Origin of the sequence: Streptomyces sp. N50 (assembly GCF_033335955.1) — a bacterium.
Classification (GTDB): Bacteria; Actinomycetota; Actinomycetes; order Streptomycetales; family Streptomycetaceae; genus Streptomyces.
The window spans coordinates 981,837-1,000,045 of the sequence record NZ_CP137550.1 but is presented as its reverse complement, the minus strand read 5'-3'; the positions used below and the strand labels follow the sequence as shown (position 1 = coordinate 1,000,045).

General features: G+C 70.4%; 18 protein-coding genes. 13 read left to right on the top strand and 5 right to left on the bottom strand.

What is annotated here, in order from left to right:
* The first annotated feature begins 217 nt into the window (after window positions 1-217).
* Together R2B38_RS49130 and R2B38_RS49125 are read left to right on the top strand one after the other, a co-directional pair.
* Window positions 218-2,113 (top strand): potassium transporter Kup, encoded by a 1,896-nt coding sequence (locus tag R2B38_RS49130; RefSeq protein ID WP_411978660.1) that lies wholly within the window; start codon window positions 218-220, stop codon window positions 2,111-2,113.
* A gap of 84 nt (window positions 2,114-2,197) precedes the next feature.
* Entirely contained in the window at window positions 2,198-2,662 is a 465-nt protein-coding gene (locus R2B38_RS49125) for a PaaI family thioesterase (RefSeq protein WP_318022698.1), read from the top strand.
* Window positions 2,663-2,716: 54 nt separating this feature from the next.
* Here the strand turns inward: R2B38_RS49125 and R2B38_RS49120 are convergent, their stop codons facing one another.
* Window positions 2,717-3,580, bottom strand: coding sequence for a LysR family transcriptional regulator (locus R2B38_RS49120; RefSeq protein ID WP_318022697.1), 864 nt, complete (start codon window positions 3,578-3,580; stop codon window positions 2,717-2,719).
* A gap of 96 nt (window positions 3,581-3,676) precedes the next feature.
* On the opposite strand from R2B38_RS49120, the gene R2B38_RS49115 reads away from it, so the two are divergent.
* The 4 genes from R2B38_RS49115 to R2B38_RS49100 all read left to right on the top strand — a co-directional run bounded on the left by R2B38_RS49115 (window position 3,677) and on the right by R2B38_RS49100 (window position 7,550).
* Window positions 3,677-4,414: an SDR family oxidoreductase gene (locus R2B38_RS49115; RefSeq protein ID WP_318022696.1), complete on the top strand. Its 738-nt coding sequence runs from the start codon at window positions 3,677-3,679 to the stop codon at window positions 4,412-4,414.
* 205 nt (window positions 4,415-4,619) lie between these two features.
* A complete protein-coding gene (locus tag R2B38_RS49110; RefSeq protein ID WP_318022695.1) occupies window positions 4,620-6,197 on the top strand; it encodes an oleate hydratase in 1,578 nt (525 codons plus the stop codon).
* Window positions 6,198-6,369: 172 nt separating this feature from the next.
* Window positions 6,370-6,489 (top strand): acyl-CoA dehydrogenase family protein, encoded by a 120-nt coding sequence (locus tag R2B38_RS49105; protein ID WP_411978634.1) that lies wholly within the window; start codon window positions 6,370-6,372, stop codon window positions 6,487-6,489.
* Complete coding sequence (locus R2B38_RS49100) at window positions 6,486-7,550, top strand: enoyl-CoA hydratase/isomerase family protein (protein WP_318022694.1); 1,065 nt, start codon at window positions 6,486-6,488, stop codon at window positions 7,548-7,550. The genes R2B38_RS49105 and R2B38_RS49100 overlap by 4 nt, the downstream gene beginning before the upstream one ends.
* A gap of 42 nt (window positions 7,551-7,592) precedes the next feature.
* Here R2B38_RS49100 and R2B38_RS49095 read toward each other — a convergent pair whose 3' ends face one another.
* Both R2B38_RS49095 and R2B38_RS49090 read right to left on the bottom strand, forming a co-directional pair.
* A complete protein-coding gene (locus R2B38_RS49095) occupies window positions 7,593-8,276 on the bottom strand; it encodes an NADPH-dependent F420 reductase (RefSeq protein WP_318022693.1) in 684 nt (227 codons plus the stop codon).
* Between the two features lie 90 nt (window positions 8,277-8,366).
* Complete coding sequence (locus R2B38_RS49090; RefSeq protein ID WP_318022692.1) at window positions 8,367-8,843, bottom strand: nuclear transport factor 2 family protein; 477 nt, start codon at window positions 8,841-8,843, stop codon at window positions 8,367-8,369.
* A gap of 188 nt (window positions 8,844-9,031) precedes the next feature.
* Between R2B38_RS49090 and R2B38_RS49085 the strand changes: the two genes are divergently transcribed.
* From R2B38_RS49085 to R2B38_RS49065, 5 genes are all read left to right on the top strand, one after another.
* Window positions 9,032-9,511: an Rrf2 family transcriptional regulator gene (locus R2B38_RS49085; protein ID WP_318022691.1), complete on the top strand. Its 480-nt coding sequence runs from the start codon at window positions 9,032-9,034 to the stop codon at window positions 9,509-9,511.
* Window positions 9,512-9,631: 120 nt separating this feature from the next.
* A complete protein-coding gene (locus tag R2B38_RS49080) occupies window positions 9,632-11,056 on the top strand; it encodes a M1 family metallopeptidase (protein ID WP_318022690.1) in 1,425 nt (474 codons plus the stop codon).
* Between the two features lie 41 nt (window positions 11,057-11,097).
* Window positions 11,098-11,844 (top strand): L,D-transpeptidase family protein, encoded by a 747-nt coding sequence (locus tag R2B38_RS49075; RefSeq protein ID WP_318022689.1) that lies wholly within the window; start codon window positions 11,098-11,100, stop codon window positions 11,842-11,844.
* A gap of 18 nt (window positions 11,845-11,862) precedes the next feature.
* The gene (locus R2B38_RS49070) at window positions 11,863-12,561 is read left to right on the top strand and encodes a response regulator transcription factor (protein ID WP_318022688.1); all 699 of its coding nucleotides are present in this window, start codon (window positions 11,863-11,865) and stop codon (window positions 12,559-12,561) included.
* The gene (locus tag R2B38_RS49065) at window positions 12,558-14,384 is read left to right on the top strand and encodes a HAMP domain-containing sensor histidine kinase (RefSeq protein WP_318022687.1); all 1,827 of its coding nucleotides are present in this window, start codon (window positions 12,558-12,560) and stop codon (window positions 14,382-14,384) included. Before R2B38_RS49070 ends, R2B38_RS49065 begins: the two co-directional genes overlap by 4 nt.
* A 42-nt stretch (window positions 14,385-14,426) precedes the next feature.
* On the opposite strand, the gene R2B38_RS49060 is transcribed toward R2B38_RS49065, so the two are convergent.
* Complete coding sequence (locus tag R2B38_RS49060; RefSeq protein ID WP_318022686.1) at window positions 14,427-15,647, bottom strand: saccharopine dehydrogenase family protein; 1,221 nt, start codon at window positions 15,645-15,647, stop codon at window positions 14,427-14,429.
* Between the two features lie 125 nt (window positions 15,648-15,772).
* Here R2B38_RS49060 and R2B38_RS49055 point away from each other — a divergent pair, with 125 nt between their 5' ends.
* Complete coding sequence (locus R2B38_RS49055) at window positions 15,773-16,480, top strand: TetR/AcrR family transcriptional regulator (protein ID WP_318022685.1); 708 nt, start codon at window positions 15,773-15,775, stop codon at window positions 16,478-16,480.
* 116 nt (window positions 16,481-16,596) lie between these two features.
* Here the strand turns inward: R2B38_RS49055 and R2B38_RS49050 are convergent, their stop codons facing one another.
* Window positions 16,597-17,499 (bottom strand): LysR family transcriptional regulator ArgP, encoded by a 903-nt coding sequence (locus R2B38_RS49050; protein WP_318023092.1) that lies wholly within the window; start codon window positions 17,497-17,499, stop codon window positions 16,597-16,599.
* Between the two features lie 69 nt (window positions 17,500-17,568).
* Between R2B38_RS49050 and R2B38_RS49045 the strand changes: the two genes are divergently transcribed.
* Complete coding sequence (locus R2B38_RS49045; RefSeq protein ID WP_318022684.1) at window positions 17,569-18,180, top strand: LysE/ArgO family amino acid transporter; 612 nt, start codon at window positions 17,569-17,571, stop codon at window positions 18,178-18,180.
* Window positions 18,181-18,209: the final 29 nt, after the last annotated feature.

Genomic DNA, 18,209 nt, shown 5'->3' with positions numbered 1-18,209 from the left:
ACCCATCAACTTCCTCGTCCGTGACGCGACAGGTTCGAGGTGAAGTGGCGGGCGCCTGCGGGTGATTGCGGTGGGGCATAGGTAGTGTCCGCCCCGATGCACCGGGCCCGCGCCACCGCGGTCCGCCAGAGGGAGGATCATCATGGCCGAGCATGGGCACGGGGCGGTAGCGGACGGAGGGTCCGCGGCGGGGCCGCCGGAGACGCGTCCCGCGAGCATGCGGGACACGGTGCGGCTCGCGGTGGTGATCGGGGCGCTCGGGGTGGTCTTCGGGGACATCGGGACCAGCCCGATCTACACCCTCCAGACCGTGTTCAGCCCGAGCGACCCGCACCCGGTCCCGGTCAGCACACAGAACGTGTACGGGGTGGTGTCGCTGGTCTTCTGGTCGGTGATGGTCATCGTCACGGTCACCTATGTGCTGCTGGCGATGCGTGCCGACAACGAGGGTGAGGGCGGCATCATGGCGCTCATCACGCTGGTGCGGCAGTGGAGTTCACAGCGGGGCCGGCGCGCCGCGGTCGTACTGACCGGTCTCGGCATCTTCGGTGCCTCGCTCTTCTTCGGCGACAGCATGATCACCCCGGCCATCTCGGTGCTGTCCGCGGTCGAGGGGCTCAAGGTCGTGGAGCCGTCGCTGGACGACGCGGTCGTGCCCATCACCGCGGTGATCATCGTCCTGCTGTTCCTGGTGCAGCGGCGGGGGACCGCGGCCGTGGGGCGGGTGTTCGGGCCGATCATGATCCTCTGGTTCGTGGCCATCGGCGCGTGCGGTGTCGTAGGCATCGCGGATCACCCGGCCATTCTCCGCGCGCTGTGGCCGAGTTATGCGCTGGGCTTTCTCTTCGGCCACTTCGGTACGGCCTTCTTCGCGCTCGCCGCGGTCGTGCTCGCGGTCACCGGCGCGGAGGCGCTCTACGCGGACATGGGGCACTTCGGTCGCCGGGCCATCACCCGGGCCTGGATGTTCCTCGTCTTCCCCGCCTGCATCCTGAGCTACTTCGGCCAGGGCGCGCTGATCCTCGACGACCCGGACAACATCAGCAGCCCGTTCTTCCTGCTCGTGCCGCACTGGGGACGCTGGCCGATGGTCCTGCTGGCCACGGCCGCCACGGTGATCGCCTCCCAGGCCGTGATCACCGGCGCGTACTCGGTCGCCTCCCAGGCGGCCCAGCTCGGCTACCTCCCGCGGCTGCGGATCGCGCACACCTCCGAGTCCACCATCGGTCAGATCTATGTCCCCTGGATCAACTGGCTGCTCATGGTCTCGGTCCTCACCCTGGTCTTCGCGTTCCGCAGCTCGGCCGCGCTGGCCTTCGCGTTCGGCATGGCGGTCACCGGCACCATCACCATCACCACCCTGTTGTTCTTCTACGTCGCCCGCGCGAAATGGGGCACGCCCAGGTGGCTGATCGCCACCGGCGCGACCCTGCTGCTCTTCGTGGACCTGCTGTTCGTGGCGGCCAACCTGACCAAGCTCGTCCACGGCGCGTGGCTGCCGCTGCTCATCGGCATCACCGCGTTCACCGTCATGACGACCTGGCAGCGCGGCCGCGAGGTCGTCACCGCGGAACGCGCCGAACACGAGGGCTCGTTGCGCGAGTTCGTCGACCAACTCCGCAGCGGGGAACGGCCGGTGCTCCAGGTGCCCGGCACGGCGGTGTTCCTCAACCGGAGCAAGAAGACGGCGCCCCTGGCCATGCGGGCCAACGCGGAACTCAACCACGTACGGCACGAGCAGGTCGTGATCCTGTCCATCGAGACCGAACCCGTGCCCCGCGTCCCGGCCGACCGGCGGATCGTCGTCGACGGCCTCGGCTACGCGGACGACGGGATCATCCACGTCACCGCCCGGTTCGGCTACATGGAGACACCGGACGTGCCCGCCACGCTGGCGATGCTCGACCCGGCCGACACCGAGGGGCCGTTGCTGCTCGACCAGGCGTCCTACTTCCTGTCGACGATCGAGCTACGGCGCGGCCCGGCACCGACGATGGCCCCCTGGCGCAAACGGCTGTTCATCGCCACCTCCCACATCACGGCCGACGCCGCCGAACACTTCGGCCTGCCCCGCGACCGGACGATCATCATGGGCTGGCACATCGAGGTGTAGAGAGGTGCGGACACGCCTGAGACCCTGTCGAACAGTTCACGGGGAATTACCTTCGTCGCCGAGGGGCCGTGCGAGGCTGCGGCGATGGACATGACGGCACTGGCCCGCACGCTGCTGGAGCCCGTTCCGGCCCATCGCACGGCGGGAGTCGAGGTCCTGCGAGCCGCGGACGGCGAGGCCGAGATCGCCTCGGAGGTTCCCCCACAGCTGACGAACGTGATCGGGTCACTGCACTCCAGCGGACTCATCGCCCTGCTCGACGCGGCAGGCCTGGGCGCGATCGTCGCCGCGAGCCGTGGCCCCGGGGACTTCGACGGCGTCGTGCCCCTCGGAGCGGCCGCCGCCCTGGAGTTCCTCGCTCCGGCACGCGGGCGGTTGCTGACCGTCTGCCGCCTCGACGACGAGGCGCGCGCCGCTCTGCTGCCGTTGCTGTCGGGCGAGAGCGACCGGGCCCGGTTCTCCACCTGGGCCGAGATCACCGACGCGACGGGGACGACGGTGTGCCGGGGGAGCTTCGACTGGAGCGTCAGGCGCCGGCGCAGGGGGTGACGCGGGGGTGTTGGGTCGGGCGCATTGCCGAGCGTGCTCCAGCCCCCGTAAGGCTCATAGCTGTACGGCCGTGCGGATCAGCCCGGCGAGGGCGAGGGAGCGGCTGTGGGCGGGCCAGGCGATGTGGGTGACGACCGGGGGTGCGTCGGTCAGGGGGACGGCGGTGTGCCCGGCCCACAGCCAGGAGCGGGCGGATTCGGGGAAGACGGCCATGGTGCGGCCGAGGGCGATGAGTTGGGCCAGCTGCGTCTGGTCGTGGATCTCGGGGCCCGGGCCGGGCGGGTACGTGCCGTCGTTGGGCCAGCGGGCGGGCGGAAGACCGGGGATGTCACTGACTTCGGCCACGGACAGCGTCCTGCGCGCGGCGAGGGGGTGCCCGGCGGGCAGTACGGCGATCTGCCCCTCCGTCATCAGCTCCTCGGTGTCGAAGCCGGCGAGGGAGTTGTACGGCGCGTGCATGAGCGCCACGTCGGCGCGGCCGTCGCGCAGCATCTCCGGCTGCTCGCACATGCCGCACGGCAGCACCTCGATCTCGGCGGCATCGGGCTTGGACATGTAGGCGTCGAGAAGCTTCCGCAGCAGTTCGTGGGACGCGGCGGCCTTCACCGCCAGCACCAGGCGGTCACGGGGACCGCCCGGACGGTCGGCGCCACCGGCACGACGGGTACGGCGGGCCGCGGCGGTGCTCGCGTCGAGGGCGGCGCGGCCCTCGTGCAGCAGTACCTCTCCGGCACCGGTGAGGGCGACGCCGCGCCGGTTGCGTGCCAACAGGCTGACACCGAGGCGCCGTTCGAGCTGCTGGATCGCCCGGGACAGCGGCGGCTGGGCCATGCCGAGACGCTCGGCGGCGCGGCCGAAGTGCAGTTCCTCGGCGACGGCGAGGAAGTACCTCAACTCACGGGTCTCCAGGGCGTCCATGGCTCCAGCGTAGCCTCTGGGTGATACCCACCGGGTATGACAGCGCACCGTATCGGTGTTGGCCGCACCCCTCGTCCGCGAGCGACGATCAACGGCATGAGCGAAACGAAGATCGCGCTGGTGACCGGCGCGAACAAGGGAATCGGGTACGAGATCGCGGCCGGGCTTGGCGCCCTCGGGTACCGGGTGGGCGTGGGAGCCCGTGACGAGGACCGGCGCGAGAGTGCCGTGGAGAAGCTGCGCGCCGCCGGGGCGGACGCGTTCGGGGTGCCGCTGGACGTGACCGGCGACCGGAGCGCCACCGCCGCCGCGGAACTGATCGAACGGCGGGCCGGGCACCTGGACGTCCTGGTCAACAACGCCGGTATCTCAGGGGACATGGGACCGGGATGGATCCAGGATCCGACCACCCTCGACCTCGACCTGGTCCGCACGGTCGTGGAGACCAACGTCCTGGGCGTCATCCGCGTGACCAACGCGATGCTGCCGCTTCTACGGCGCTCGACGTCGCCCCGCATCGTCAACATCTCCAGCGCGGTCGCCTCCCTGGCCCGGCAGGCGGACCCGGACATCGAGATCGGCCCCGTCATGGCGGCCTACGCCCCGTCGAAGTCGTTCCTCAACGCCGTCACCGTGCAGTACGCCCGGCAGTTGGCCGACACGGACATCCTGATCAACGCCGCCTGCCCGGGCCTGGTCGCCACCGACTTCACCGGCTTCCAAGGACCCCGCACCCCCGAGCAGGGCGCGGCCACGGCGATCCGGCTCGCCACGCTGCCCGACGGCGGCCCGACCGGTTCGTTCTTCGAGGACGACGGGGTCGTTCCCTGGTAGCCCGCCACCTGTCGTGACCGCGCCGTAAATCCCGAGGTGGCGTACCCGACGCCACGGCCGGACCGCCGACTCACTCGTTCGGTCCCGCCCTGCTGCGGGCAGCCGGTCCGCGGCCGAGGCTGGCAAAGCCGACCGCACGCCGGTGACGTGCCCGTGCCTCCGCCCGGGCCGCCCGTGGTCGGGGGACGAAGGAGTGACGGCGTTCATGGCGAAGGCTTACCTGGTGGGAAGCGGTGTCGCGGCCTTGTCGGCGGCGGCGTTCCTGATCCGTGAGGGCGGGTTCGTGGGGTCGGACATCCTGCTGCTCGAGGAACAGGACCGGGAAGGTGGCAGCCTCGACGCGGCCGGTTCGCCCGAGACCGGGTACACGATGCGCGGCGGCCGGATGTTCGAGATCCACTTCGACTGCACCTACGACCTGCTGGGGTCGATCCCGTCGCTGGACGACCCGTCGAAGTCGGTGACCGAGGACACCTTCGCCTTCCACGAGGACTTCGCCTGGGACGACCACGCCCGGCTCGTCGACGCGGCGGGCAGGGTGGTCGACACGCACTCCATGGGCTTCTCCGAGCGCGACCGGCTGGAGCTGGTGAAGTGCGTCGGCACCCCGGAGCGGCTGCTGGACGGCAAGCGCATCACGGACTGCTTCAGCGAGGGCTTCTTCCACACGGACTTCTGGTGGATGTGGTGCACGACGTTCGCTTTCGAGCCGTGGCACAGCGCGATCGAGTTCCGCCGCTACCTCAACCGCTTCGTGCACCTCTTCAAGACCTTCGACTCCATGTCGGGGATCTACCGGACCCGCTTCAACCAGTACGACTCCATCGTGCGCCCCCTGTCGAAGTGGCTGACCGAGCAAGGGGTGACCGTCCAACTCGGCACCCGGGTAACCGACTTGCGGCTGGCCGAGGGGAACGGGCTGACCGTCGAGGCTCTCACCTGGACGCGGGAGGGCCGTAGCGAGGAGACGGAACTCGGCCCGGACGACCTGGTGTTGGTCACCAACGGCTCGATGACCGCCGACTCCACGCTCGGTTCGACCGACACCGCGCCCGTGCTGGACACCTCCGGCGACGCGGGATCGTGGCGGCTGTGGGAGACACTCGCGGCGAAGCGGCCGGGTCGGCCGGGCTTGCTGGGGGACCCGTCGGTCTTCAACTCCTCGGTCACGGACTCGACTTGGGCGTCCTTCACGGTCACGACGAAGGATCCGACCTTCTTCGAGCTGATGGAGAAGTTCAGCGGCAGCGAGGCGGGCAAGGGCGGGCTGATCACGTTCAAGGACTCCAACTGGCTGCTGACCATCGTCCTCAACCATCAGCCGCACTTCCGTGAGCAGCCGGAGGACACCTTCGTGTGGTGGGGCTATGGCCTCTTCCCGGACAGGGAGGGCGACTTCGTCCGCAAGCCGATGCGCGCGTGCACCGGCCGGGAGATCCTGGACGAGGTGCTGCACCACCTCCACTTCGAGGAGGGCCCGCAGATCCTCGACCACTCGATCGTGATCCCGGCGCTGATGCCGTACATCACCAGCCAGTTCCTGGTGCGCAGTTCGGGAGACCGGCCGCAGGTCGTCCCGGAGGGCTCCACGAACCTGGCCTTCATCGGCCAGTACGCCGAGGTCCCCGACGACGTCGTCTTCACCGTCGAGTACTCGGTGCGCACCGCCTGGACCGCCGTGGCCCAACTCCTGGGCCTGAAGCGGCAACCGCCCCCGGTCTACAAGGGCGGCCACGACCCGAAGGTACTGGTCGAGGCGCTCCAGACGATGCACCGCCGCTGACCCGCCGGACGAGCGGACGGGAACACCCCTGGCATCGGCACGCCAACTGGCCCCTGCCGGCCGGGTCCGCGGTCCTGACGACCTTCCGCCGGGCCGCCCGCAGGGCCCGCTTCCGGGCGCCCGTGCGCTTCGCCGCACCCGCGCTCGTACCGCCGGCCGATTCGGACGGGCCTTGAGCGCATACGGTAGGGAGAAGATCGTCCGCGACCAGCGGGTCCACCGGATCCCGGAAGGAACCAACGAGATCATGCACGTCATCGTGACCCGCGGCCTGACGGAGGCGTTCGGATGACCGGCACCGACGACTCCGTACTCGTCCGTGTCGAGGGGCGCGCCGCGTACCTCACCCTCAACCGACCCACGGCACTCAACGCCCTCACCCACCAGATGGTTCGCCGTATCGACGGAGCCCTGACGGCTTGGGAACACGACCCGTCCGTGGAAACCGTGGTCCTCACGGGCGCGGGGGAGCGGGGCCTGTGCGCGGGCGGCGACATCCGCGCCATCCACAACGACGCGCGGGACGGGGACGGTTCGGCGTCGGCGGCCTTCTGGCGGGACGAGTACCGGCTCAACGCCCGTATCGCCCGCTACCCGAAGCCGTACGTCGCCGTCATGGACGGCATCGTCATGGGCGGTGGCGTCGGCGTCTCCGCGCACGGCAGCTTCCGTATCGTCACCGAACGCTCGCGCGTCGCCATGCCCGAGACCGGCATCGGCTTCGTACCGGACGTCGGCGGCACCCGTCTCCTCGGCCTCGCTCCCGGCGAACTCGGCACCCATCTCGCCCTGACCGGAGCCTCGTTGGGCGCGTCCGACGCCCTGTACTGCGACCTCGCCGACCATTACGTACCGTCGCAGTCGCTGCCGGAACTGCTCACCGCACTCGCCCACGCGCCGGTGCGAGAGGTCATCGACCGGTACGCACGAGAGGCGCCACCCGGTGAACTCGCTGCCGCGCAGGCCTGGATCGACGCCTGCTACACGGCGGACACCGTCGAGGGAATCGTCGAGCGTCTCCTCGACCACGGCGACAGCGCGGCGAAACAGGCCGCCGAAACCCTGCTCGCCAAGTCGCCCACCGCACTGAAGGTCACCCTCGTCGCGCTTCGCCGGGCTCGCCGACTCGGCCCGCTGGAGAAGGTGTTGGACCAGGAGTACCGCGTCTCCTGTGCTGCCCTGGCCACCCCCGACCTGGTGGAGGGCATCCGCGCCCAGGTCATCGACAAGGACCGCACCCCGCACTGGTCACCGCCCACGCTCGCCGAGGTCAGCGACGCGGACGTGGAGCGTTTCTTCGCACCCCTCGGCGAGCGCGAACTCGGCCTCGCCGTCCCGGACATCACTCAGTAGCTGTCGTGGTGATGGCCGTGCTGCCCTGACCTGGGCGGCGGCTCAGCGCCGTGCCGCCGCCAGCACCGCGCGGATCTCGGCGGCGGACGCGGGCGCGGCCGGCTGGTTCCTGTACCGGTCGTCCTTGGTCACCGAGTACGGCGCGCAGAAGGCCGGAGTGCCCACCTGTGAGCGCCAGCCTTCGGTGAGCGGTCCCATGTCCACGGCGTCGTACCCGAGGAGCGAGAGCAACTCGGTGGCGTGCTTCTTCGCGTCAGGGTCGTCGCCGGCGATCGGCAGGGACGTGCGGTCGGCCGCGTCCACCGGGCGCGGCAACGCCCTGAGGTGTTGGTGGTTGATGTTGTTGAACGCCTTCACGACGTGCGCCTCGGGCAGGTGCCGTTGGAGCAACTCGCTGTCGGTGAGCTCCTTCGCTTCGAGTTCCGGGATGGTGCCGTCACGCGGGGCGAAGTAGTTGCCGGTGTCGATGACGGTCTTGCCGACGAGGGGCTCCCGGGGAACTGCCCCCACGGCACCGACCGGGATCGTCACGACGACCCAGTCCCCAACGGCAGCCGCCTGCACGGGAGTTGCCGCACGGGCCCGCGGCCCCAGCTCGGTCACGAGGCCGGAAAGGGTCTGCGGGCCCCGCGAGTTGCTGAGGACGACGTCCAGTCCGGCGTCGACCGCCAGCCGGGCGAGGGTGCCCCCGATGTTTCCACTGCCGATGAGTCCAAGTGTCGCCATGCCGGGGACAACCTCCCGATCGAGTGCCGGTCAGCGGTGACCGCTGACATCGATGACGGGCCGCCGAGTGATCGGAGAGCGGCCGGGTGATCAGTAGACGTACGGGATGTCGTGGATGACGTCCTGGTGCCGGATGCGCCACACGCCGTCGGTACGGCGGAAGGTGAAGCGGTAGTACCCGGACTCGATCGGCTTGATGGTGCCCTGAGCGCCGAACGTGCCGGCGGGCCAGCCGCCCTCGGGCTTCCTGGCTCCGACGACGTCGAAGGTGATGAACTGGGTGTCGATGCTCGCCTCGTCGCCGTCGACGGAGACCAGGTGGTCGTAGGTGGTGTGGTGGCTCCAGCCCAGGGGCGGGTGCGGTGCCATGGCCGTGGACATGGCCTCCGCGATCTGCGCTCCGCCGGAGAGCTTGCCCAGCAGCTCCGTGCCGTCGGGCCCGCGGTGGTAGTGGATCTCGACTTCCGCGTCGGCCTCGTAGAGCCGCGCGAGCGCCTCGCCGTCGCGCTGGTCGGCGGCCCGGGTGTAGCGGGAGACGATCTGCCTGATCTCGGTCTCGGTGCTCATGGCGTTCTCCGGTTCTGTCGGGTTCCGTCGGGTTCTTTCAGGCGGGCGCCTCGGCGGGCGGCCGCAATCTGCATGAGTGAAAAGTACATATCCTTGGACGGAAGTGCAACAGTAAGAGTTGCTAATATGGAGCGTCGGGAGTCACTCGGACCGGGCGGCGAAGGAAGCGGAAGAAAAGGGGTACGACCATGCTGGACGTGCGGTTCTCCAGCGCGCTGAAGGCCATGCTCCTGCTGGGCCACGCCGAGGAGGCGGGCAGTCCCGTCCTCAGCTCGACCCAGCTCGCCAGGAGTCTGGACACGAACCCGAGCCTGGTGCGCAAGCTGATGGTCCCCCTGGTGCAGGACGGTCTCGTCGCGTCCAGCAAGGGCCGCAGCGGCGGTGTCCGCCTCGGCCGGCCCGCGGACCGGATCACGCTGGAGGAGATCTACCGCTCGGCCATCGGCGACAAGCCGCTGTGGGCACCCCGGCCGGAGGGGCCCCGGGAGTGCCTGGTCACCAACCACTCCGCCGAGTACTTCCGCAGGCTCACCGACGAGACCGAGGCGGCCGTCCTGCACACGCTGGCGGGCCGCACCCTCGCCGACAGCCTCGACGAACTGCGCGCCATCGACCGGGCCGCCGCCACTCCCGCTCCGGAACCGCCGCTCCTCGCCCGCAGCCATTAGCCGCTCAGCGAGTGCTGACCAAGTGCCGAACAAGTTTGCTTTAACTAGAGGGATCCGGACGGAGTCGGCGGCCTAGTCTCTGAGGCGGATGATCAACCCCCCTCACCCGTAGGAGCGCATGTGACGCAACTCCGGCAGCAGTCCACAAGACGCACCGCTGTCCTCCGCCGCAGCGCCGTCGTGGCCACCGTCCCCGTCGCCCTCACCGCCCTGCTCGCGGCCGCCGCACCCGCGGGCGCCACGACGATCGGTGCGGCCGGCGCGGGAGACCCGTACTTCCCGCTCTCCGGCAACGGCGGCTACCACGTCGCCCACTACGACCTGACGCTCCGCTACGACCCGACGAGCCGCCATCTCGACGGCAAGGCGGTCCTCACCGCCCGCGCCACCGAGAAGCTCACCCGCTTCGACCTCGATTTCAAGGGCCTCAAGGTCACCGGTCTCACCGTGGACCGGTCCAAGGCGGACTTCCGCCGCGACGGACAGGAACTCGTCGTCACCCCGCGCCGGGCCGTGCGCAAGGGGCAGAAGTTCCAGGTCACCGTCACCTACACCGGCGTCCCCCAGCAGGTCACCGACCCCGACGGCTCGGCCGACGGCTGGATCGCCACCGACGACGGCGCCTTCGTGGCCGGTGAGCCGCAGGGTGCGATGACGTGGTTCCCGGCGAACAGCCATCCCAAGGACAAGTCGTCGTACGACTTCACGATCACGGTCCCGCAGGGGCGCACCGCGGTCGCCAACGGCGTGCTCCTCGGGCAGCGGACCGCCCACGGGAAGACCACGTTCCGCTGGCACGCCCCGGAGCCGATGGCCGCCTACCTCGCCACCGCGACGGTCGGGAAGTTCAAGGTCGAGCAGTACACCACCAAGGACGGGGTCAAGGTGTACAACGCCGTCGACCCGCGTGAAGTCGCCGCCGCCGAGCCCGTGTTGAAGAAGCTGCCCTCCGTCCTGGAGTGGGAGAGCAAGCTGTTCGGGCCATATCCGTTCCGCTCGGCCGGGTCGATCGTCGACCACGCGCCGGACGTCGGGTACGCGCTGGAGACGCAGGGGCGGCCGATCTACGACTCGGCGCCGGACCTCAGTACCCTCGTGCACGAGAACGCCCACCAGTGGTTCGGGGACTCCGTGTCGCTGACCGCCTGGAAGGACATCTGGCTCAACGAGGGCTTCGCGACCTACGCGGAGTGGCTCTACAGCGAGCAGCACGGCGGCAAGACCGCCCAGCAGACCTTCGACGCGCTGTACGCCCGCAAGGCGACCGACGACCTGTGGGCATTCCCGCCCGGCGACCCGGGCAGCGGCGCCAACATCTTCGGCACGCCGGTCTACGACCGCGGCGCCATGGCCCTGCACGAACTGCGCCTGGCCGTCGGCGACAAGACCTTCTTCGCGATCCTGCGGGCCTGGGCGGGCGCACACCGCTACGGCCACGGAACCACCGCGCAGTTCGTCAGCCTGGCGGAGCAGAAATCGGGCACACGACTCGATGCCCTCTTCCACACCTGGCTCTACACGAAAGGCAAGCCGACCCAGCCGTAGGAGCTGACGAGTTCCTCACATGTGTCGGTCATCGTCGACTCATGATCACTCGTATTCCCTCGGTCGCACTCGTCGCCGCATCCGTTCTCCTCACGGGATGCGGCGGCGGTGCGCTGGCGGCGACGGACCACAAGTCCGCCCCCACTCCCGCCTCCTCGTCCGCGCCGTCGCCCTCGTCGGAGATATCCGCCGAGGCGGCACCCCGCCAACTCCCGGGCGTGGGGCCGAAGATGCTGGCGCGAATACCGGCGACCACCGAACAGGTCGTCCTGGTGACCGGGCGGGGCGCGAACTCCCCCCTCTCCACCCTCGCCCTGTACGAGCGCACCGACGACGGCTGGGAGCAGACCGTCAGCTGGGCCGCGCACAACGCGCTCAAGGGCTGGTCCGACCATCACATGGCCGGTGACCTGCGCTCGCCGATCGGTGTCTATTCGCTCACCGACGCGGGCGGGCTGCTCAAGGACCCCGGCACCAAGCTGTCGTACGACCACGGGTCGGGCTTCGTCTCGCCCGGCACCGGCTTCGAGGGCGAACCCCTCGCCGGGTCCTTCGACTACGTGATCGCCATCAACTACAACCGCCGGCCCGGCACTTCGCCCCTCGACTGGACCCGCCCCCTCGGCTCCTCGCGCGGCGGCGGCATCTGGATCCACGTCGACCACGGCGGCCCCACCCACGGCTGCGTCAGCATCGCCGAGGACCACATGAAGGAACTCCTGCGCACCCTGGACCCGGCCCGGCACCCCGTCGTCGTCATGGGCGACGCGGCCGCCCTGGACCACTGACCGCTTAGGATCCGCCAGGTGTGCGCACATGTGCTGGTCGCCGAGGACGACGAGATGCAGGCCGAGCTGATACGACGCTCCCTGCTGACGGAAGGCCACTCCGCGACCGTGGTCCACGACGGGGCCGCCGCCATCGAGGCGGCCCGGAAACTGAGACCCGACCTCGTGGTGCTCGACCTCATGCTGCCGGTGATCGACGGTTTCGGGGTGTGCCGGGTGCTGCGCGGCGAGGACGACATCCCCGTCCTGATGCTCACCGCCCGCTCCACCGAGGACGACGTCCTGCTCGGCCTCGAACTCGGCGCCGACGACTACATGACCAAGCCGTACAGCCCGCGCGAGCTGATGGCCCGCATCCGCACGGTCCTGCGGCGCAGCGGCCGGACCACCGAGGACCGGCAGGAGGACACCGTCGTCCGGGCTGCGGGACTGTCCGTCGACGCCGTACGGCACGAGGTGCGGTGCGACGGGGTGCCGGTGGACTGCACACCGGCCGAGTTCGAGATCCTCCTCGCCATGACCGCCGAGCCCGAACGGGTCTTCTCCCGGCGGCAGTTGCTCCAGTACACCCGGGGTCTGGACCGGGCGTCCACGGAACGGGCCGTCGACGTCCACATCATGAACCTGCGCAAGAAGATCGAAGCCGACCCGCGCCGCCCGGTCCGGCTGCTGACCGTGTTCGGCGTCGGCTACAAGCTGCGCGGCGGTCGCGCGTGAGGCCCCGGATACCGCTGCGCAAGCGGCTGTTGGTCCGACTGCTCGTCGCCACTGTGCTGATCGCCGTCTGCTCGGTCGGGGCGACGGCCTGGCTCGCGGTGACGACCACCACCCGGGCCATCCGGGAGGAACAGGGCCAGGACCTCGCGGACGACATGCGCATCCTCGCGCAGCTCAGCGGTTACGCGGCGACCCACCCCGAGTGGAAGGGCGTCGCGCCCACCGTCCGCGCCCTGTCGAAGAAGATGGGCCGCCGCATCGCCCTCACGACCACCGACCGCGTCCTCATCGCCGACTCCGCACCGCACGGCACCTCCCTGCCGCCCCGTGCCGCCGCGAGCGTCGACCCCCTGCACACCGACACGTACACGGAACCCGGCGCACAGCTCAGCGGTCTCGACCCCCGGGTCGTCGGACCGTACCGGGTGACCGCGAAGGAGCGGGTCCGGCTGATGGGGCTGGCCAAGAACCGTCAGGCGTGCTTCAAGCAGAGCGGCATCGACACGACCATCACGATGACGCCGAGCGGCCGCCCCGTCCTCACCGACGCGGACGGCAACGACGCGAACGGCTATGTGCCCAACGCGTGCGCCGACGGGAAGCTCAACACCCCGACCGTCACCGAGGGCAAGGCGCTGAAGAACCTGATCGTGAGCGCCCAACCCTGTTTCAAGGAGGGCGGCGTGACCTTCAAGGTCCCGTACTTCGGCGTCGACGTCTTCGACAAGAGCCTCGGTTCCCGCTACATCACGGGCGCGTACACCAAGCTGGGGGACGCGGCCGACATCCGCAAGGCGGAGGCCTGCACCGACAGTGCCCGCCGCGCCCAACTCGACCCCTACGTAGCACCGGTGGCCGAACTCTTCCTGGGCGGCGGGAACACCACCGCTCCCCGCTTCGCCGTCTCCCCGGCGAACAAGGCCAAGGTCGTCGGCGCGGCCGCCGCCGTCCTCGCCCTCACCGTCCTCGTCACGGCCGTGGTCGCGACCCGGCTCGTACGGCCCCTGCGCGCGCTGACCGAGGCGGCCCAGCAGCCGCCGGAGCTGCACGTCCGGGTGCCGGTGCGGACCCGGGACGAGACCGGCATCCTGGCCGAGGCCTTCAACGACCTCACCGAACGCCGCGAACGCATGGAGGCCCAGCGCAAGGCCATGGTCAGCGACATCGCCCATGAACTCCGCAGCCCCCTCACCAACATCCGCGGCTGGCTGGAGGTCACCCGCGACGGCTTCGTCGAACCCGACCCGGCCCTGCTCGGCTCCCTGCACGAGGAGGCGATGGTCCTCCAGCGGGTCATCGACGACCTCCAGGACCTCGCCGCCGCAGACGCCGGCACCCTGCGCCTGCACCGCGAACCCGTGCGCGTCGAGGACCTCGTCGACCAGGTCGTCGCCGCCTACCGCGTCTCCGCCGACACGGCCGGGGTCGCCCTGACCGGCAAGACGGACAACTCCCTCTGGCTGGAGGCGGATCCGGTCCGCATGCGCCAGGTCCTCGGCAACCTCGTGTCCAACGCGCTGCGCCACACTCCGGCCGACGGCACCGTCACCGTGACCGCGTGGCGCGACGGCGACGACATCGTCCTGACCGTCGCCGACACCGGCACCGGCATCGCGCCCGAGAACCTCCCGCACGTCTTCGAACGCTTCTGGCGCGCCGACCAGTCCCGCAGCCGCCGCACCGGAGGCAGCGGCCTGGGCCTGTCCATCGTCCGCGACCTGGTCGCCGCCCACGACGGCGCGGTCGAGGCGGCGAGCGAACCCGGCGCCGGCTCCGTGTTCACGCTGCGCCTGCCCAACTCCAGCCCACCGGAGGGAGATTGACGCCCACTCAAACCGGCGATTCCTCCGGGGAGTTGACGCCGATCACTGCTCCCGCAGCCCCCACGGCGACCCGTACTCGGTCAGCAGATCCAGGAACGGACCGGCGGGGAACGCCTCCGGGCCCAGTACACCCGAACCGCTCCACGAGCCCGTGGCCAGCAACTCCAGGGCGATCACCGGGTTGATGGCGGTCTGCCAGACCACGGCCTGGGAGCCGTACTCCGCCATCGACCACTGGTTGTCCACCACGTGGTAGAGGTACACCTCGCGCGGCGCCCCGTCCTTCGTGCCGCGCACCCACGTGCCCGCACAGGTCTTGCCGTGCATCCGGTCGCCCAGCGTCGCGGGGTCGGGCAGACAGGCGGCCACAACATCACGCGGCGACACGGCAGCCGGCCCCGAGGTGCTGGGCACGGTGACCGCCTCGGTGCGGTCAAGTCCCAGCAGGTGCAGGGTCTTCAGGGTCTCGATGAACTCGTTGCCGAGCCCGTACTTGAAGGTGACCCGGCGCGCGTCGACCCAGCGCGGGACGAGCAGCACCTCCTCGTGCTCCACGTTCACGCACTCGACCGGGCCGATGCCCTCGGGGAAGTCGAACACCTCGGGCTCACTGAACGGTTCGGTGGTGAACCAGCCCCGGTCGGCCTCGTAGACGACCGGCGGGTTCAGGCACTCCTCGATCGTCGTCCAGATGGAGAAGGAGGGCGCGAAGTCATAGCCGTCGACGGTGAGGTTCGCCCCGTCGCGGATACCGATCTCCTCGATCTCGTCGAAGAGTTCATCGGCAGCGTACCGAGCGAACACATCCGACAGCCCAGGCTCCACACCCATCCCGACGAGCGCCAGCGCACCCGCCTTCTCCCACTCCTCCGCGTCCGCGAACTGCGCGTCCCCGAGCTTGACCCCGCACTCCTCGTACGGCCGCTCAGGATGAGGCCGGGACAACGACATAGCCATATCAAGGTAGTTGGCCCCCGCGGCACGCGCCGCACGGAACAGGGGCAGGACGAAGCGAGGGTCGGTCGCGTTCAGCAGCACATCGCACTCGTGCGCACGCAGCGCCGCTACGACCGCTTCCTCGTCGCTCGCGTCCAGCCGCTCGGCGCGGAACCGGGCGCCGTCGGCCCCGAGCGCGGCGACCGCGGCCTCCGCCCGGGACAGGTCGTAGTCGGCGACCACCATCGCGTCGAAGAATGGACGCCGGGCCGCGATCCGGGTGACCGCGGTCCCCACACCACCGGCTCCCACGAGCAGTACACGCATGACAAGAACTCCTTCACTGCCGAACTGGAAAGGTCAGCGGGCCCTGCCGGTGATACAACGCCGGTCGCGCGGATAAGGTCAATGGCGTTGGCATAAGGACCGCAAGGGAGCACAGGGAGGCCGCGATGCCGAAACCGGTGGTGTCGGAGGAGAAGCGGCGACGGCGCCGTCCCACCAAGAGCGGCACGGTCCTGTCCGAGCGGCTGATCGTCGACACGGCCCTGCGCATGCTTCGCGAACACGGCAGCGCGGGCCTCACCGCCCGCCGCCTCGGCCTCGCCCTGGACGCCGACCCCAGCACGCTCTACCGCTACTTCCGCGGCATGGACGAGCTGACCCTGGCCATCGGCGACGCCCTCGTCGGACAGGCGCTGCGGGGCTGGGAACCGACGGGGGAGTGGCGGGCCGACCTGCGCGCGATCGGCCTGCGCATCCACGCCGCGTACGTCGCCCACCCGCAGGCCGCCCAACTGACGGCGAGCCGGGTCACCGGCCGCCCCAACGAACTGGCCGCCGACGAGGCCGTGTTGGACGTCCTGCGCACGGCCGGCTTCCCCCTGCCCGACACCGTACGCATCTACCACGCGTTCATCGACCAGACCCTGGCCTTCGCCGCGTTGGACGCCGCCTCCCTGGCCCTCCCGAGCGCGGCCCTCCACGCCGACGAGTCCATGTGGCGCTCGACGTACGCCCGCCTACCCCGCACCACCCACCCCCGCATCGCCGAGGCGGCCCCACTCCTGGCGTCCCGCATGGTCACCAGCGCGTACCCGACGGCGTTGGAGATGCTCCTGGACAGCGCGGAGACCCAGCTGAAGTCCGCGCGCGCCTGAAGTGCAGCGCCCCAAAGGGGCGCGGGGAACTGCGCGACCAGCCACGACGCCGCCGCAGCAAAACGACGACACATCGCCCCCACACACACCCAACCGACCCGCACGGCAAAGCGCGCTCACCCCCGCAATGCCCCCTCCGCCGTCTCCACAACCGCCCCCGCCACCGCAGCCAACGCAGGCGAATCCAACTTCCACTGCTGCCAGTACAGCGGCACATCGACCGACCGCGACGGCGCGAAATTCACCAGCCTCCCCGCCCTCACCAGCGGACCCGCCTGCATCTCCGGCACCATCCCCCACCCCAACCCCGCGACAACGGCCCCGACAAACCCCTCCGACGTCGGCACGAGATGCCGCACCGCACTCGCCCCGTCCCGCCCCCGCCCCAGCCCCCGCACAAAGGCATCCTGGAAGTCATCGAGCCGATCGAAGGTCACCACCGGCGCCTCGCCCAGCGCATCCCGCAGCGAACCGCCACCCAGATACGCCTCCCTGAACTCCGGGCTCGCCACCGGCAGATACCGCATCCGCCCCAACGCCCGCACCGAACACCCCGGCACGGCATCCGGCGACGAAGTCACCGCCGCCATCACCAGCCCCTCGCGCAGCAGAGCCGCCGTATGGTCCTCGTCCTCGCGGCGCAGCTCGAAGCAGACCCGCATCTCGCGCGGGACACGGGTGAGCGCGCCCAGGAACCAGGTGGCGAGGGAGTCGGCGTTCACCGCGATCGACACCCGGGTCGCTTCCCCGGCCCCGCTCATCCCCAGCTCGGCACGCGCGTCCCGCTCCAGCCGGGCGAGTTGACGGGCGAGCCGCACGACCACCTCGCCGGACTCGGTCGTCCGCACCGGCTTGGTACGCAGCAACAGGACCCGCCCCGTGCGCTGCTCCAACGCCTTCACCCGCTGGCTGACCGCCGACGGAGTCACATGCAGCGCCGAGGCCGCCGCGTCGAACGTGCCTTCGTCCACCACCGCGAGCAGCGTGCGCACCTGGTCGAGAGGAAGCTCCGAAACCATCACGAGCGCTAATGATACGTAAGAATCTTTAGCTGTACTCCAGGCGCCGGTGTCCCTAGCGTCGAAGGCGTGACCAACGCACTCTCAGCCGCCGCCGCGGGATTCGGCACCGGCCTCTCGCTCATCGTCGCCATCGGCGCGCAGAACGCCTTCGTCCTACGGCAGGGCATCCGCCGCGACGCCGTCCTCGCCGTGGTCGGCATCTGCGCCCTGTCCGACGCGCTCCTCATCGCGCTGGGCGTCGGCGGCGTCGGCGCGGTCGTGGTCGCCTGGCCCGGCGCGCTGACGGCGGTCGGGCTCATCGGCGGCGCCTTCCTGCTCTGCTACGGCGTCCTAGCCGCCCGCCGGGTCTTCCGCCCCGCCGCCCTGCACGCCGAGGGCGAGTCGACCGGCTCGCGCCGCCGGGCCGTCCTGACCTGTCTGGCGATGACCTGGCTCAACCCGCACGTGTACCTGGACACCGTGTTCCTGCTCGGCTCCATCGCGGCGGCCCGGGGCCCGCTGCGCTGGACCTTCGGACTCGGCGCGGTCTGCGCCAGCCTGTGCTGGTTCACCGCGCTCGGCTTCGGCGCCCGTCTGCTCAGCCGTTTCCTCGCCAAGCCCTCCGCCTGGCGGGTGCTCGACGGCCTGGTCGCCGCGACGATGATCGGTCTCGGCGCAACGCTCGTCGCCGGGGCGTGAGACGGCGGATTCGGTTGCCACAGCCGGTG

Coding starts and splice junctions, on each gene's coding strand:
- R2B38_RS49100 (WP_318022694.1), top strand. CDS start 6,486: ATGACCGGCACCGACGACTCCGTACTCGTCCGTGTCGAGGGGCGCGCC.
- R2B38_RS49125 (WP_318022698.1), top strand. CDS start 2,198: ATGGACATGACGGCACTGGCCCGCACGCTGCTGGAGCCCGTTCCGGCC.
- R2B38_RS49110 (WP_318022695.1), top strand. CDS start 4,620: ATGGCGAAGGCTTACCTGGTGGGAAGCGGTGTCGCGGCCTTGTCGGCG.
- R2B38_RS49120 (WP_318022697.1), bottom strand. CDS start 3,580: ATGGACGCCCTGGAGACCCGTGAGTTGAGGTACTTCCTCGCCGTCGCC.
- R2B38_RS49130 (WP_411978660.1), top strand. CDS start 218: ATGCGGGACACGGTGCGGCTCGCGGTGGTGATCGGGGCGCTCGGGGTG.
- R2B38_RS49055 (WP_318022685.1), top strand. CDS start 15,773: ATGCCGAAACCGGTGGTGTCGGAGGAGAAGCGGCGACGGCGCCGTCCC.
- R2B38_RS49085 (WP_318022691.1), top strand. CDS start 9,032: ATGCTGGACGTGCGGTTCTCCAGCGCGCTGAAGGCCATGCTCCTGCTG.
- R2B38_RS49115 (WP_318022696.1), top strand. CDS start 3,677: ATGAGCGAAACGAAGATCGCGCTGGTGACCGGCGCGAACAAGGGAATC.
- R2B38_RS49095 (WP_318022693.1), bottom strand. CDS start 8,276: ATGGCGACACTTGGACTCATCGGCAGTGGAAACATCGGGGGCACCCTC.
- R2B38_RS49090 (WP_318022692.1), bottom strand. CDS start 8,843: ATGAGCACCGAGACCGAGATCAGGCAGATCGTCTCCCGCTACACCCGG.
- R2B38_RS49060 (WP_318022686.1), bottom strand. CDS start 15,647: ATGCGTGTACTGCTCGTGGGAGCCGGTGGTGTGGGGACCGCGGTCACC.
- R2B38_RS49050 (WP_318023092.1), bottom strand. CDS start 17,499: ATGGTTTCGGAGCTTCCTCTCGACCAGGTGCGCACGCTGCTCGCGGTG.
- R2B38_RS49075 (WP_318022689.1), top strand. CDS start 11,098: ATGATCACTCGTATTCCCTCGGTCGCACTCGTCGCCGCATCCGTTCTC.